We start from the raw sequence: 15,300 nt of genomic DNA, 5'->3' as shown, positions 1-15,300 counted from the left end.
CCGTTCTCCGCGGTGCCGCGCGCACTCGGTCGTCGGGAGGCGGTCGGCGTGATCGTCGTCGCCCACCGCGGTGCCTCCGCCTACGCCCCCGAGAACACGCTCGCCGCCCTGCGCGAGGCGGGTCGGCGCGGTGCCCACATGGCCGAGCTCGACATCCAGCAGACCGCTGACGGCGAGTTCGTGGTCATGCACGACGCCACCCTCCGCCGCACCACCAACGTCAGTGAGGTCTTCCCGGACCGCCGCCCCTGGCGGGTCTGCGACTTCACCCTGGCGGAGATCAGGCGGCTGGACGCGGGTTCCTGGTTCAGCGCCGCCTTCGCCGGCGAGGGCGTTCCCACCTTGGACGAGGCGCTGCAGACGCTGAAGGACTGCCGGCTGGGCGCGCTCGTCGAACTGAAGGTGCGCCGCCGCGATCCCGCCGCCGCCCGCCGCCTGGCCGACCGCGTCGCCGACGACGAGCACTGGCGGACGGCCGGCGCCCAGGGGCGGTTCATCCTGCAGAGCTTCGACTGGGTGACCCTGCGCTGGATCACCGACCTCGTGCCGGAGATGCGCACCGCGGCGCTGGGCAAGACCTACAGCCGGTTCGCGCTGCGCCGGGTGGCGCGCTACGCGAGCCAGATCAACCCGCACTACCTGCGGGTGAGCGCGCCCTACGTCCGGCATGTGCACGAGTTCGGGATGACGATGTTCAGCTGGACCGTCAACACCGACTACGCCATCCGCCGGGTGATCCGCGACGGGGTCGACGGCATCATTTCCGACTACCCGGACCGGGTGGTCGACCACCTCGCCACCGCGGCGTAGCGCGCCCTGCCGCCGCGGAGCGGCCCTGGCGCGCTGGTCGGCGGCCCGGCGCCGTCGTTCGGTGACACAATCGATGCCTTTTGTGTTCAGTCTTCAACTGCTCATGGAGGGGCTGATGTTCTAGGATGAGTTGCATGAGGCGCATGCACGTGCATCCGAGCCTTGCATCTGCATAGTCCTCGGAGAATACTGGCGCCCACGCGTCAGCTGTATTTCGAGCGATCGAGACGACTGCAAGGGGATCGCGGTGACCGGACATTCAGCCCAGGAATCGGTGCGGGGAACATCGGCATGGGGATGGACGTCCTCGGCAGCCGTCGCCTCGGGGGTCCCGCAGTCGTGGTGGCTTTCCGCCCTGCGCCACGGAGCGCCCAGGTGGGGGGCGCTGTCCGGCTCCGCCAGCCACGACAGCGCCAGCTGGCGGCTGGAGGCGGACCCGGGAGCGGTGAAGGTCGCCCGCGAACTCGCCTTGACGGTCCTGCGCGAGTGGGGGATGTCGCGGATGGCCGGGGACATCGAGCTGGTCGTCTCGGAGCTGGTGACCAACGCGCTGCGACACGCCGGGGGATACCTCGCCGGGTCCAGTGGATATGAAAACGTTATCCAACTGAGCGTCCTGCGCCGCGGCGGCGAGGTCGTCTGCGCGGTGCGCGACGGCAGTGCCCAGCTTCCGGCGCGCCGGGAGCCCGATTTCATGGCGGAGACGGGACGCGGTTTGCACCTCGTGTCGTGCTTCAGCCGGACGTGGGGGGCGGTTCCGACCATTCCGGACGGCAAGTTCGTGTGGGCCCTGTTCACCTGAGCCGGGTACGAGACGGCCGGGCGGTTACGCTGAGTGGTCGGCGGGCCGCCCGCGCCGGCTGAGGCCGGGCACGGCCGGACAACCGACGGGCGGTGGGTGCCGAACGATCCTCACCGTCGGCTATAACGTGTAAGGGTTGCGCACGGTGTGTGCCACACGCCTTCCGGAGGGGGGAGGCGGCACCGGACGGCGCAACCCGAGGGTGGGGAGGCAGCAGCGGTGGGCATGGCTCATCCGGAGCCCGGCAGCGGTCCGACCGTGCGCCGGATCCTGCTCGGGTACCAGCTCCGCAAGCTTCGTGAGGCCAAGGGCATCACGCGGGCCGACGCCGGGTACAAGATCCGCGGTTCGGAGTCCAAGATCAGTCGCCTGGAACTCGGCCGGGTGGGGTTCAAGCTCCGCGACGTCGAGGACCTGCTCAGCCTGTACGGGGTCACCGACCCCGCCGAGCGCGAGCCGCTCATCACGCTGGCGAAGGAGTCCAACAAGGCGGGCTGGTGGCAGCAGTACGGGGACGCGCTGCCCAACTGGTTCCAGTCCTACGTCGGCCTGGAGGAGGCGGCGACCCGGATCCGCACGTACGAGGCGCAGTTCGTCCCCGGCTTGTTACAGACGGAGGCCTACGCCCGTTCGGTGATCCTCGGCGGCACCCGGCGCGACGCGGACGGCGAGGCCGAGAACCGCGTGGCGGTCCGGCTGCACCGGCAGCGCCGCATCCTGGACAACCGCGGCGTCAAGCTGTGGGCCATCGTGGACGAGGCCGCGGTCCGCCGGCCGGTCGGCGACGCCCAGATCCTGAAACGCCAGCTGGAGCGGCTGGTGGAGTTCTGCGACCACCCGAACATCACCCTGCAGATCATCCCGTTCTCGGTCGGCGCGCACGCTGCCGAGGCGGGGTCGTTCACGATCCTGCGCTACCCGGAGTACGACCTCGCCGACGTCGTCTACCTGGAGCAGCTCACGGGTGCCCTCTACCTGGACAAGCCCGATGACGTGGACGCCTACACGATGGCCATGGAGCGGCTGAGCGTGGCGGCCGAGCCGCCGAACCAGACGCCGAAGATGCTGGCGGACATGATCGCCGACCTGTAGCGGCGGCCGCAGGGGGCCGAAGTGAGAAGGAGCCCCACCCCCCGAAGTAGTGGAGCTCCCGATGCCGCCGCCCGGACGGGCGGCCGCGGTCGTTCACCGGGAAGCTGGTCCCCGTTCGACGTCGCGGCGCTGGCCGCGGGCCCGGCGCCCGGTGGAAGGGGCGGGCCTGGCTGCCGGGACCGCCCTGCCGCGGTGTGTCCCGCGGCGTGCGTGCGCGGGCGCCGGTGGGCGCGCGCCATGGACGGTCGCCATCCGGCGGTCTAGCTCAGCAGGTTGTCGAAGTCGCCGTCCTTGGCGCCGAGGATGAGCGCGTCGATCTCCGCCTGTGTGTACAGCAGAGCCGGGCCCTCGGGGAATCGAGAGTTGCGCACGGCGATGGACCCGTCGGACAGCTTCGCCATCTCCACGCAGTTGCCCTGCGAGTTGCTCCGGCGGCTCTTCTGCCAGGTGACGTTGCTCAGTTCGGACGCCGAAATGCCGTTGTACGCGGTCATGGGGTCGATCCCTCTCAGCTTGTGCGGACTGGCGGCGCGCATGCGCCTATGCACTGTCTAATGCACGTGCATTCGCACCGTACTTTGAACAGGATAGCGCACGTGCATAAGAATCCTCTGAGTGTCGAGACACGTGTAGGCATCGTGTAAGCGCATGCAATCCCGTTTCCGGGATTGTCCGTCAATGCCGACCCGGTGCACGAGAAAGCCCCGCCGGCCCGTGGGGCCGGCGGGGCGCGGGTGCCCTGCTCAGTCGCAGCTCAGCGCCATGCGCAGCGCCTCCAGGTTCGCCGTCATGACGGAGGGGTAGTCGTCGCCGGGGGAGCGGTCGGTGATGCCCTCCAGGGGGTCCAGTACCGCGGTGGTGGCGCCGGTCTCCTCGGCGATCGTCTCGGCGATCGCGGGGCTGGCCAGCGTCTCCGTGAAGATCGTGGTGACGTCGTGCTCCTCGACCAGCCGGGCGACCTCGGCCATGCGCGCGGGGGATGGCTCGGAGTCCGGGTCGACTCCGCTGATGCCCACCTGGGTGAGGTCGTAGCGGTCGGCCAGGTAGCCGAACGCGGTGTGGCTCGTCACCAGGTCGCGCGAGGCGCACTGGGCCAGGCCGTCCCGGTAGGCCGAGTCGAGGTCGTCCAGCTCCGCGGAGACCCGCTCGGCGTTGGCGCGGAAGGCGTCGGCGTCGGCCGCGTCGGCCTCCGCCAGGCGCTCGGCCAGTCCGTCGGCGATCGCCGCCATCCGCTCCGGGTCCAGCCACACGTGCGGATCGGTCCCGCCGTGATCGTGGTCGTGCTCCTCGTGCTCCTCGTGCTCGCCGTGCTCCTCGTGTCCGTCCTCGTCGCCGTGCTCGTGCCCCTCGCCCTCCTCGGCCGCGCGCAGCTCGACCAGGTCGGCGGCGTCCAGTCCGGTGTCGGGGGCCTGCTGGGCGACGGCCTCGTCCACGGCCGGCTGCAGTCCCGAGATGTGGAGGACGACGTCGGCCTCGGCGACGGCGCCGACCTGGCGGGGGCTGAGTTCGAGGTCGTGGGGCTCGGCTCCGGGCTCGGTCAGGTTGGTGACGTCGACGTGCTCCCCGCCCACGCGCTCGGCCAGCCACTGCAGGGGGTAGACCCCGGTCACGACGCTGACCGAGGCGTCCGAACCCTGCGGGCCCCCGTCCCCGCCGTCGGCCGTGCCGCAGCCTGCCGCGGCCGCCGTCACCAGTCCGGCCGCGCAGGCGGCGGCCACTCTCCTCGACATCCCGGATCGCATGGACCCATCATGGGGAGAATGAAAACGGTTGTCAATTTGGAGGGTTTGGCGCCGTTTGTCCGGACTCTTGTCAGGAGAGTTCGGCGAACTTCTCCACATCGTCGGTCTTGCCGGCCACGATGACGATGTCACCCTTCTGCGGCACGGTCTCGGCCGTCGCGTAGGTGAACTGCTCGCCGTGCCGTTTGATGCACACGACCGTGATGCCGTGCTGGGAGCGGATGCGGGTCTCGCCGAGCTTGCGGCCGATGATCTCGCGCGGCGCACGGGTCTTGCCGAGCGCGAAGTTCTGCTCGATCTCGACGTAGTCCAGCATCCGCCCCGACACCAGGTGCGCCACACGCTCCCCCATGTCGTGCTCGGGCAGCACCACGTGGTGGGCGCCGATCTGCTGCAGGATCCGGCCGTGGCGGCGGCTGATCGCCTTCGCCCAGATGTCGGGCACCCCCATGTCGACCAGCAGCGACGTGGTGAGGATGCTCTCCTCCAGGTGGGTGCCGATCGCCACCACGGCGCGGCTGAACTCCTGGGCGCCGAGTTGGCGCAGCGCCTCGTCGTCGGTGCTGTCCGCGATGACGGTGTGGGTCAGCGACTCGGCGTACGCCTGCACGAGCCGGGCGTTGCTGTCCACGCCGAGGACCTCCCAGCCGTGCGCGACGAGTTCCAGCGCCAGCGAGCTGCCGAAGCGTCCCAGCCCGATCACCAGCACGCGTTTGTCATGCGGCCTGTTGCGTTGCACTGCCTTGTCTCCCTGGTAGCTAACCGATGATGGGCCGCGCCTCGGGCAGGTCGTAGCGGCGGGTCCGCTCCCGCAGCGCCAGCGCCGAGGCGAAGGTGATGGGGCCGATGCGGCCGGCGAACATGAGGAGGACCAGCAGCACCTGTGCCTGGCCGGGGAGCTCCGGGGTGATGCCGGTGGACAGCCCCACCACGCCGAACGCCGACACGACCTCGAAGAGGATCTGCTCCAGGGGGAAGGGCGTGGTGATGAGCAGGTACACCGTGGCGGCCGCGACCACCGTCATCGACAGGAACGTCAGGCTGAGCGCCTGGCGGATCGCGCCGCCCGACAGCCGGCGGCCGAAGGCGTGCACGTCCGGGTGCCCCCGGATCTCGGCCCACACCACCACGAAGATCACCGCGAACGTCGTGGCCTTGATGCCGCCGGCGGTCCCCGCGCTGCCGCCGCCGACGAACATGAGCATGATCGTGACGAACAGCGTGGAGTCGTCCATCTGGCCGACGTCCACCACGTTGAACCCGCCGCTGCGCGGCATCACGCCGTGGAACACGCCGGTGAGCAGTTTCTGCGGCCAGCTCATCGCCCCCAGCGTCGCGGGGTTGCTCCATTCCAGCACCGTGATAGCGACGATGCCGGCGACGAGCAGGAAGGAGGACGCCGTCAGGGTCAGCTTGGTGTGCAGCGACCAGCGGCGCGGCTGCCGGATGTGCCGCCGCATCTCCAGCAGTACCGGGAACCCCAGGCTGCCGAGCACGATCGCCGCGGCCACCGGCAGCAGGATGACCGGGTCGGCGGCGAACCGGGTGAGGCTGTCGGAGTACAGCGCCAGCCCGGCGTTGTTGAACGCCGCGACGCCGTGGAAGACACCGTGGTACAGGGCCTGCCCGAACGGCTCCTCGTAGTAGGTCCAGAGGCGGAGGGTCAGCACGAGCGAGACCACGACCTCGCACGTCGTGCTGATGACGAAGATCCGGGCGACCAGCGAGCGGACGTCCCCGAGGTTGAGGCTGCGCGTCTCGGCCTGGGCGCTGAGCTGCATCCGCAGCCCGAAGCGGCGGATGACCACCATCCCGAGCACCGAGGCCAGCGTCATGATGCCCACCCCGCCCGTCTTGATGAGGGCGAGGATGACGATTTCACCGAAGGTCGACCAGTGCTGCCCCGTGTCGACCACCGCCAGCCCGGCCACGCACACCGCGGAGACCGCGGTGAACAGCGCCTGCACCAGGGACGTGCTCTTGGGGCCCTCGTGCGCGATCGGCAGCATCAGCAGTGCGGTACCGACCAGGGTCACCAGCGCGAAGGCCGCGACCACGAGCTGGGCGGGCCGCTGCCACGCCCGCGACCGGGGCGGCCCGAAGGGATCGGCGCCCACCCGGTCGCGGTTGCGTAACCGTTCCCAGCGACTGCGCCAGGCGCGCAGTGTTCCCCGCATCATCCGCCTGCCATCTCGCACTCCGGCATCGCCGACCGCGACACCCCCAGTGCCCGAACCTAGCGCCGTCCGCGAGGTCGGGTGCACCGCCCCGTGTCCTGCCTGCCCCAGATTACGAAATTCGGCGGCCGTCACCGGCCAGGGCGGGGCCGGGGGGCGGGTGCGCGTCGGCGGTCAGTTCCCGTCGAGCGCCGACTCCGGGGCCGGCGGCGCCTCCGCCCCGGGCAGCCCGTGCTTGCGGTAGTGGGCGCTGCGGACAAGCAGCACGCAGGAGGCCAGCACGGTGGCCAGCAGGGAGGCGATCAGCACGCCGGCTTTCGCGTGCGCGAGCATCTCGGGGTGGTCGGGGAAGGACAGCTCGGCGATCAGCAGGGACACCGTGAAGCCGATACCGGCCAGCAGGGACATCCCGGCGATGTCGATCCAGCTCAGCGACGGGTTCAGCTCGGCGCGGGTCAGCCGGGTGGTGATCCAGGAGCCGCCGAAGATGCCGATGACCTTGCCGACGACCAGACCGAGCACCACGCCCACGGCGGCGGTGTCGGTGAACATACTGTCCAGCCCGTCGAAGACGACCCCGGCGGAGAGGACGGCGAACACCGGCAGCGCCACGCCGCTGGACCACGGCCGCAGCACGTGCTCGACCCGCTGGCTGGGCGAGGTGGGCTCGCCACCGAGCGGGACGGTCCGCATCAGCATGCCCATGGCCACGCCGGCGATGGTGGCGTGCACGCCGCTCGCGTGCACCAGAGCCCAGATCGCGAAGGCCAGCGGGACGTAGACCAGCCAGTTGGGGAGCGGCGAGCGGTTCAGTGCCGCCGCCGCGCCGCGGCCCCGCTGCAGGTAGCCGAAGACGCCGAGCAGCAGCAGCGCTCCGGCCAGCGGGAGCAGCGACAGGTGGTCGGTGTAGAACACCGCGATGACGATGATGGCGCCCAGGTCGTCGACGATGGCCAGGGTGAGCAGGAAGGTGCGCAGCGCCGGAGGCAGGTAGCGCCCGACCACCGCGAGGATCGCCACCGCGAACGCGATGTCGGTGGCCATCGGGATGCCCCACCCGCGGAGGGCGTCGCCCTGGGAGAAGTTGACCCCGGCGTAGATCAGCGCCGGAACCACCATGCCGCACAGCGCGGCGACGATGGGCAGGACGGCCCGGCGGGGGCTGCGCAGCTCGCCGTGGACGAACTCCTGCTTGAGCTCGTTGCCGACGATGAAGAAGAACACCGCGAGCAGGCCGTCGGCCGCCCACGCCTCGACGGAGAGGTTCAGGTGCAGCGACTCCGGGCCGAAGGTGAAGGTCCGGATGGCGTCGTAGCCGCCGCCCAGCGGAGAGTTGGCCCAGAGCAGGGCGAGCAGGGCTCCGCCGATGAGGAGGAAGCCGGCGACCACGTCGGACCGGAGAACGTCGGCGAGGGCTGTCAGGCGGACGGATCCGCGGTTCTGCGTCATGGGCGCCTCCCGGAAGCGGCAATGGGCGGGTACGGACGCCGACCAGACTTCCCGGCACACCTGCGGACGCATCCGATGGCGGATACGGCCGGCGCCCCTCCGGGGGCACCCGTGTGACTATGCCAGGCCACTGCCTGGTTTGTCCAAACCCTGCATGTTTCGGACTCAGTGGGAGAGTCAGGACTCCGGCGGGCGAGGGGGCGCGGAGGCGCGTGCGACCGAGTGGGGGCGCTCAGTGGTGCCGAGCGCCCTCGTGGGAGGCGTGGCCGGCCGGCTCCAGTTGCAGGGTCGAGTGCTCGACGTCGAAGTGGCCGGACAGGCAGGCGTGCAGTTCGTCGAGCATCCGCCCGCACTCGCCGAGCCGCTCCTCCTCGACCACCACGTGGGCCGACATCACCGGTACACCGGACGTGATGGTCCAGGCGTGCAGGTCGTGGACGTCCAGGACGCCGGGCTGGGCCAGCAGGTGGCTGCGGACCTCGTCGAGGTCCATGTCGCGAGGGGTGGCCTCCAGCAGGATGTGGACCGCCTCCCGGAGCAGGCTCCACGCGCGCGGCACGATGAACGCCGCGATGCCGAGCGAGACGACGGAGTCGGCCTGCTGCCAGCCGGTCAGCCACACGAGCAGCGCCGCCACGATCACGCCCAGCGAGGAGAGCATGTCGCTGAACACCTCAAGGTAGGCGCCCCGCAGGTTGAGGCTCTGCGACTGGCCGCGCCGCAGCACCAGCAGGCCGGCGATGTTCACGGCGAGGCCGAGCAGCGCGACGGCGAGCATCGTCGGCCCGGCCACCGGCTGGGGGTCGGCCAGGCGGTGCACGGTCTCGTAGGCGATGTAGCCGCACAGGCCGAACAGCAGGAGGGCGTTGGCCGCGGCCGCCAGGATCTCCGCGCGCTGGAAGCCGAAGGTCCGCTTCGGAGAGAACGGGCGGGCGGCGATCCAGATGGCGAACAGCGCGAGCACGATGCCGAAGGAGTCGGCGGCCATGTGCCCGGCGTCAGCGAGCAGCGCCAGGCTCCCGGAGACCAGCCCGCCCGCGACCTGGACGGCCATGCCGCCCAGCGTCAGCACCAGGACGACGACCATCCGCCCGCGGTGGGCGGCGGCCGCGGTGGAGCCGTCGGCCAGGCCGCCGTGCCCGTGTCCGTGTCCATGGCCGATGCCCATGGAGCCCTCCGTCCTCGCTTCCGGCCCGCACCGGGCCGCGCCTGATAGTTCAGCCTCCACTGTTTATACAGCCTGCAGTGTCAGTACAGCAAACTATGTACAATGATTTTCATGTTGACCTCCGAGCAGCGTCTCTCCGCGATCCAGCGCCTCGGACGGGCGCTCGCCGACCCGACCCGCTGCCGCCTGCTGCTGGCCCTCCTCGACGGTCCCGCCTACCCCGCGCACCTGGCCGAGCGCCTCGGGCTCACGCGCCAGAACGTCTCGAACCACCTGGCGTGCCTGCGCGAGTGCGGGCTGGTGACGGCCACCGCACGCGGCCGCCAGGTGAGCTACGAACTCGTGGACCCGTCGCTGACGCACGCCCTGGACGACCTGCTCCGGGTGGTGTGGGGTGTGGCGGCCGAGCACGTGCCCCCGGGCGAGAGCGAGCCGGTGCGGGCGGGGTGAGGCGCCGGGGCGCCGGACGGATACGCATACCTCCAGCCTGCGCCACCGGCGCGGTGCGGGCCAGTCCGGTCCGCCGGCTGTGGACGGGCGCGGACGACCTCCGCGGTGAAGGCGAAGGAGCGGGGCCGCTCGCCCCGCGCCCCCGGCGGCCCGCCGGGGGCCGACCGGTCACTCCCCGCGCCGCCGCTCCTCGGCCAGGTCCTCCTCCAGGACCGCGCACAGCGCCTCCAGGCCCCTGACCAGGCCGGCGAGCGTCTCGGTGTCGAGCCGGGCGAGGGCGCCGAGATGCTGGCGCTGCCCGGCGTCGCGGAACTCCACGACCCGGGCCCGGCCCTCATCGGTCAGGTCGACGCGGCGGACCCTGCGGTCCCGCGGGTCGTCGCGGCGCAGCACCAGCCCGCGCGCGACCAGGCGGTCCACGATCCCGGTCAGCGTGGCCATCTGCACGCCCGCCTTCGCGGCCAGCTCCCGCGCGGGCATGTCGCCGTCCAGCGAGAGCAGAATGAGCACCTTGAGCTGCTGCACGGTGAGCGTGGTGGTGAGCAGCGGCAGCGACGAGGCGCGGGCGAACATCCGGATCCGGCGCTCCTCCAGTTCATGCAGGCGCCGCAGCAGCGCGTCCCGCTCGGCGGACGGCTCCCCGCTCATGGCCACCCCTGATATGTCACTGCGATTTCCCTGACAATCCCCTGATTTGTATCACCTCGGTCTGATTTTTTGGATCACGCGAAGTATCGTGGTCTTCGCGTGCCCGGCAGAACCGCGCGACGCCCCCTTCACCCGTCGCGCGGCACGGCGTCTTCCGACCGCCCGTCCTTGGCGGTCTTCGAACCAACGCGAACAGCCTCCCGAGGAGCACCACTCTCATGTCCAGATTGGCCAAGATGAGCCTTGGCAACCGGGCGCTCATCCTGCTGATCACGCTCGCCTCCGTCGCCTTCGGCCTACTGGCCACGACGTCGGCGAAGCGTGAGCTGATGCCATCGCTCGAAATACCGATGGTCACGGTGAACGCCCAGTACCAGGGCGCGTCGCCGCAGGTCGTCGAGACCGAGGTCACCCAGACCCTCGAACAGGCGGTACGGGGGGTGGCCGGCATCACCAGCTACACCTCGACCTCCAGCAACGGGTCGGCCTCGGTCGTCGCCGAGTTCGACTACGGCGACGAGACCGACTCCGTCATCCGCGAGGTGCAGCAGGCCGTCGACCGCGTCCAGCCCGCGCTTCCGGACGGCGTCGACCCGATGGTCCAGGCGTTCAGCTTCGACGACATCCCGGTCGTCATGCTCGCCGCGGGGGCCGGCGACGGCGATGCCCAGGCGCTCGCCGAACCCCTCCAGGAGCAGGTCGTCCCCGAACTGGAGAGCATCGACGGCGTGCGCGCGGTGACGGTCACCGGCGTCCAGGAGTCGACGATCACCGTCGCCCCCGACACCGGCGAGCTGCGCGACGCCGGCCTCAGCGTCAACGACCTCACCACCGCCCTGCAGTCCAGCGGTGTCCTCACCCCCGGCGGCGAGATCACGGAGGACGGCCGCACCCTCACCGTGACCACCGGCGGCCGGCTGGAGTCCGTCGACGACGTGGCGGACCTGTGGCTCATGCCGAGTGGCGCCGCCGCACCGGGGGCGCCGGGCGGGGCCGCGGCCGCCCCCGAGGCGGTCCAGCTGAAGGACGTCGCCGATGTCGAGCTCCGGCTCGACGACGTCTCCAGCATCACGCGGACCAACGGCGACCCGAGCCTCGGCGTCATGATCACCAAGACCGCCGACGGCAACACCGTCGACATCTCCAACGCAGTCCAGGACGCACTCGACGACCTCACCCCGCTGCTCGGTGAGGACGCCGACATCACCGTGGTGTTCGACCAGGCGCCGTTCATCAACGAGTCGATCGTCGCCATGGCCGAGGAGGGCGCTCTCGGACTCGCGTTCGCGGTGATCGTCATCCTGGTGTTCCTGCTGTCGGTGCGCTCCACCCTCGTGACCGCGGTGTCCATCCCGGTCTCGCTGCTCATCGCCATCCTCGCGATGCAGATGTTCGACTACACGCTCAACATCCTCACGCTCGGCGCGCTCACGGTGGCGATCGGCCGGGTGGTGGATGACTCGATCGTGGTGCTGGAGAACATCAAGCGGCACCTCGGCTACGGCGAGGAGAAGGACAGGGCCGTCTTCACGGGCGTCCGCGAGGTCTCGGGGGCCATCACCTCCGCGACGCTGACGACCGTCGCCGTGTTCCTGCCCATGGGCTTCGTCGGCGGCCAGGTCGGCGAGCTGTTCCGCCCGTTCGCGGTGACGGTGAGCGTCGCGCTCGGCGCGTCGCTGCTGGTGTCCCTCACGATCATCCCGGTCCTCGCCTACTGGTTCATGCGTCCCAAGGACGTCGCTCCCGAGGACCTGGAGCGGATCCGGGCCGAGGAGTACGAGCGCGAGCTGCGCACCCCGCTGCAGCGCGCCTACCTGCCCGTCATCCGCTGGGCGACCCGGCACCGGTTCCTCACGCTGGCCGTCAGCCTGCTGCTCCTCGCCGGCACGGTGGGGCTCGCCACCCAGCTCAAGACCTCCTTCATCGACGACCAGGGCCAGAACACCCTCGCCGTCAGCCAGGAGCTGCCGCTCGGCACCTCGCTGGCCGAGGCCGACGCCGAGGCCGAGAAGGTCGAGGAGAAGCTCGCCGGGCTCTCGTGGGTGGAGTCCTACCAGGTGTCCATCGGCGGCGGTGGCGGCATGGGAGCGATGTTCGGCGGCGGCGGTGCCGCGACCTCCATCAGCTACACCCTGACCACCGACCCCGAGGGCGACCAGGAGGAGTACCGCACCCGCCTGCGCACGGCGCTGGCCGAGGTCGACACCGAAGCCGAGCCGCGCGTCGACGAGACCGGCGGCATGGGGGGCTCCACGCTGGAGGTCCGGATCGAGGCGTCGGACAGCGAGACGCTGGCCGAGGCGGCCGACGAGGTCGAGGCCGCGGTCCGCGACATCCCGGGTGCCGCCGACGTCACCAACAGCGTCGCCGCCGCGCAGCCGGCGCTGGAGGTCCGGGTCGACGGCGGGCGCGCGGCCGACGAGGGCCTGACCGAGGGCCAGATCGGCCAGGCCGTCACCGCGGCCTTCCAGGGCACCGGCGTCGGAACCGCCACCGTGGACGACGTCGAGCGCGACATCGTGGTGCGGGTCGAGGACGCTCCGGACAGCGTCGCCGAGCTGGAGGAGCTGGAGATCGCCACGCCGACCGGTGGGCGGGTCGAGCTCTCCGAGGTCGCCGACGTCGAGGAGGTCCTCCAGGCCCCCGAGCTGAGCCGGACCGACGGCGTGCGCAGCGCCACCGTCTCGGCGACGCCGACCGCCGACGACCTGAGCGCCGTGACCGCGGACCTCGCCGCGGCCCTGGACGAACTCGACCTGCCCGAGGGCGCGACCGCGTCCATCGGGGGCGTCAGCTCCGACCAGACCGAGGCGTTCGGGCAGCTGGGGCTCGCCATGCTGGCGGCCGTCGCGATCGTGTACCTGGTGATGGTGGCCACGTTCAAGAGCCTGATCCAGCCGCTCATCCTGCTGGTGTCGATCCCGTTCGCCGCCACCGGCGCGCTGGGGCTGCTGTTCGTCACGGGTACCCCGCTCGGTATCGCGGCGATGATCGGCCTGCTCATGCTGATCGGCGTCGTCGTCACCAACGCGATCGTGCTGATCGACCTGATCAACCAGTACCGCGCCGAGGGCATGGAGCTGCGTGAGGCGGTCGTCGAAGGCTCCCGGCACCGGCTGCGTCCGATCCTCATGACGGCCCTCGCCACCATCGGCGCGATGACGCCCATGGCGCTCGGCATCACCGGCGGCGGCGCGTTCATCTCGCAGCCGCTGGCGCTGGTGGTCATCGGCGGGCTCGTCACGTCCACGCTGCTCACGCTGATCCTGGTCCCGGTGCTCTACACGATGGCCGAGGCCGGCAAGGAGCGCCGTGCCGCGCGCCGCGAGGAGCGCCGCGCGGCCCGCATCGAGGCCGCGCGCGGCGAGCGGGAGGACCGGGCCGCCGAGCAGGTGTGACCCGCGGAGCCGCACAGGGCGCCGTCCCCGGGTCCCCTCACGGGGGCCGGGGCGGCGCCCCGCGCGCCGGCGGGGCGCGGTAGCGAGCGGAACGGCGGCCGCGGCACCGAATCGGCGGCGATTCGACTTGTTACGCGGTGCTCACGTTGGGCAAGCTCTGTTCGTATGGATCCGATCAGCACCGATCTCGACGACCTCGTCCGCGCCGAACTCGGGGACGAGCCGTCGCAGGACGCCAAGGACTACGCGCGCGAGCTGTACGAGAGGTACCGGCTTCCGCCGGCCCCTTCCGCCGGGGAGGCCGGCTGAGCGCAGGGCGCCACGACGACCGGCGGCACGCCGGACACCGCCGACCACGCCACCGGGGCCTCCCGTGCGGGAGGCCCCCTGTCACGTCCGGACGGCGGCGGGCGCCGCCGCCCGCGGTGCTCACGATCCCGGCAGCGGGTCGTCGTCCTCCCAGGTCAGTTCGAACCAGACCAGCCGGCCCAGGCCGTCGCGCCGCGACTCGCTGCCCCACTTCACCGCGAGGGCCTCGACGAGGTCGAGGCCGCGACCGTGCTCGGTGATGTCGTAGGGGTCCTTGTGCTGGGGACGCGGCTGCTCCGGGCTGCCCAGGTCGCGGACCTCGATCCGGACCCAGCCGTCGGCGGTGTACACCGCGACCTCGAACTTCCCGCCGGGACCGCCCGACGCGCTGTGCGTCACGGCGTTGGTCGCGAGTTCGCTGGTCAGCAGGGTCGCCGTGGCCGCCTGGGGCGAGGGGCCGAGCTGCCGCTCCACGAAGCGTCGGGCGTGCTTGATCTGGTTGGCCAGTCCCGGGAACCGGCGCCGCTGCGGCGAGTCGTGGCCGCCGGGCGGCAGTGACGGGCTGTCTTCCATGGAATTCGCCGGAAGTTCGATGGTCGGGTGGGCACCGCCCGAGGGGAGCACGGACGGGTGGAAACGTACGGAAGCCGGCGCGGTGGGGACGTCGGACATGAGATCACTCCCCGGCGACGTGCTGGTCGCACGTCGGACTCAGGCCGCTTTGACGTGCGCGGCGACCCCTCCGCCGAGCGTCCGATGCGCGAGGGTCACGGCGCTGGGAGAAGTGCGGTGGGATCACTCGTGGGGCAGGTGGTGCGGTGACGGGGTGAGCGTCGCGGCTATGGACTTCTTATCCACGGTCAGGATACGTGGGGGTGCTTGAGGGTGGCTCGGCGGGGGTGACACCGGTGCTGCTCCTCGCGCGCAACGCCGCTGATCAAGGGGCTCCCGCGCCCGAGACCGGGCGGTCCGCGCGGGCCCGCCGGGACCGCTCCGGGACCGCTCCGGGGCCGGCCGGGACCGCTCCGGGGCCGGCCGGAGGACGGTCCCGGCCACCCGGGCGGGCGCCCGAGGCATTCCCCCCGGTCGGCCGGAGGCGGAGCGGGCGCGCGTGCCACTATGGGTTACCTGTCGAAATCGGTGAGTCAGCCCGACCCGCGGGGGTGAACACGTGTGGAGACGTTGCCAGCCTGTTCACCGGCGATTCACCCCTTCGAGCCGCGGCTTGGAGAGGGTCAGGGCTGGTCGGCGGCTC

The 15,300-nt window shown here is 71.3% G+C and carries 14 protein-coding genes; 6 read left to right on the top strand and 8 right to left on the bottom strand.

Going from position 1 to position 15,300, the window contains the following annotated elements; translation table 11 throughout:
- Window positions 1-48 precede the first annotated feature (48 nt).
- The 3 genes from DEF28_RS14105 to DEF28_RS14095 all read left to right on the top strand — a co-directional run bounded on the left by DEF28_RS14105 (window position 49) and on the right by DEF28_RS14095 (window position 2,704).
- Window positions 49-810 (top strand): glycerophosphodiester phosphodiesterase, encoded by a 762-nt coding sequence (locus DEF28_RS14105; protein ID WP_114398168.1) that lies wholly within the window; start codon window positions 49-51, stop codon window positions 808-810.
- A 274-nt stretch (window positions 811-1,084) separates the two neighbouring features.
- The gene (locus tag DEF28_RS14100) at window positions 1,085-1,612 is read left to right on the top strand and encodes an ATP-binding protein (RefSeq protein WP_114398167.1); all 528 of its coding nucleotides are present in this window, start codon (window positions 1,085-1,087) and stop codon (window positions 1,610-1,612) included.
- 225 nt (window positions 1,613-1,837) lie between these two features.
- Window positions 1,838-2,704: a helix-turn-helix domain-containing protein gene (locus DEF28_RS14095; RefSeq protein ID WP_114398179.1), complete on the top strand. Its 867-nt coding sequence runs from the start codon at window positions 1,838-1,840 to the stop codon at window positions 2,702-2,704.
- Window positions 2,705-2,964: 260 nt separating this feature from the next.
- On the opposite strand, the gene DEF28_RS14090 is transcribed toward DEF28_RS14095, so the two are convergent.
- The 6 genes from DEF28_RS14090 to DEF28_RS14065 form a co-directional block, all read right to left on the bottom strand.
- Entirely contained in the window at window positions 2,965-3,198 is a 234-nt protein-coding gene (locus DEF28_RS14090; protein WP_114398166.1) for a DUF397 domain-containing protein, read from the bottom strand.
- Between the two features lie 249 nt (window positions 3,199-3,447).
- Window positions 3,448-4,446, bottom strand: a complete 999-nt coding sequence (locus tag DEF28_RS14085; RefSeq protein WP_114398165.1) for a metal ABC transporter solute-binding protein, Zn/Mn family — start codon at window positions 4,444-4,446, stop codon at window positions 3,448-3,450.
- Between the two features lie 70 nt (window positions 4,447-4,516).
- Entirely contained in the window at window positions 4,517-5,185 is a 669-nt protein-coding gene (locus tag DEF28_RS14080; protein ID WP_114398164.1) for a potassium channel family protein, read from the bottom strand.
- Between the two features lie 19 nt (window positions 5,186-5,204).
- A complete protein-coding gene (locus DEF28_RS14075) occupies window positions 5,205-6,623 on the bottom strand; it encodes a TrkH family potassium uptake protein (protein ID WP_114398178.1) in 1,419 nt (472 codons plus the stop codon).
- Between the two features lie 174 nt (window positions 6,624-6,797).
- Window positions 6,798-8,072 carry a Na+/H+ antiporter NhaA gene (gene nhaA, locus DEF28_RS14070; RefSeq protein ID WP_114398163.1) on the bottom strand — a complete coding sequence of 425 codons (1,275 nt, stop codon included), beginning with the start codon at window positions 8,070-8,072 and terminating at the stop codon, window positions 6,798-6,800.
- Window positions 8,073-8,304: 232 nt separating this feature from the next.
- Entirely contained in the window at window positions 8,305-9,240 is a 936-nt protein-coding gene (locus tag DEF28_RS14065; protein ID WP_114398162.1) for a cation diffusion facilitator family transporter, read from the bottom strand.
- A gap of 102 nt (window positions 9,241-9,342) precedes the next feature.
- Here DEF28_RS14065 and cmtR point away from each other — a divergent pair, with 102 nt between their 5' ends.
- Window positions 9,343-9,690: a Cd(II)/Pb(II)-sensing metalloregulatory transcriptional regulator CmtR gene (gene cmtR / locus DEF28_RS14060; RefSeq protein ID WP_114398161.1), complete on the top strand. Its 348-nt coding sequence runs from the start codon at window positions 9,343-9,345 to the stop codon at window positions 9,688-9,690.
- 168 nt (window positions 9,691-9,858) lie between these two features.
- Here the strand turns inward: cmtR and DEF28_RS14055 are convergent, their stop codons facing one another.
- Window positions 9,859-10,338: a MarR family winged helix-turn-helix transcriptional regulator gene (locus DEF28_RS14055; protein WP_114398160.1), complete on the bottom strand. Its 480-nt coding sequence runs from the start codon at window positions 10,336-10,338 to the stop codon at window positions 9,859-9,861.
- Between the two features lie 218 nt (window positions 10,339-10,556).
- On the opposite strand from DEF28_RS14055, the gene DEF28_RS14050 reads away from it, so the two are divergent.
- Window positions 10,557-13,736 carry an efflux RND transporter permease subunit gene (locus DEF28_RS14050; protein WP_114398159.1) on the top strand — a complete coding sequence of 1,060 codons (3,180 nt, stop codon included), beginning with the start codon at window positions 10,557-10,559 and terminating at the stop codon, window positions 13,734-13,736.
- Between the two features lie 165 nt (window positions 13,737-13,901).
- On the top strand, window positions 13,902-14,045 hold the full coding sequence (locus DEF28_RS28075; protein ID WP_181874313.1) for a hypothetical protein: 144 nt from the start codon (window positions 13,902-13,904) through the stop codon (window positions 14,043-14,045).
- A 120-nt stretch (window positions 14,046-14,165) separates the two neighbouring features.
- Here DEF28_RS28075 and DEF28_RS14045 read toward each other — a convergent pair whose 3' ends face one another.
- A complete protein-coding gene (locus DEF28_RS14045) occupies window positions 14,166-14,618 on the bottom strand; it encodes an ATP-binding protein (protein WP_233515296.1) in 453 nt (150 codons plus the stop codon).
- Between the last annotated feature and the right edge of the window lie 682 nt (window positions 14,619-15,300).

Origin of the sequence: Marinitenerispora sediminis, from assembly GCF_003336425.1 — a bacterium.
Lineage (GTDB): Bacteria > Actinomycetota > Actinomycetes > Streptosporangiales > Streptosporangiaceae > Marinitenerispora > Marinitenerispora sediminis.
Note: the sequence above shows the minus strand (reverse complement) of the source record. Positions and strands in the feature narration are given on the sequence as shown.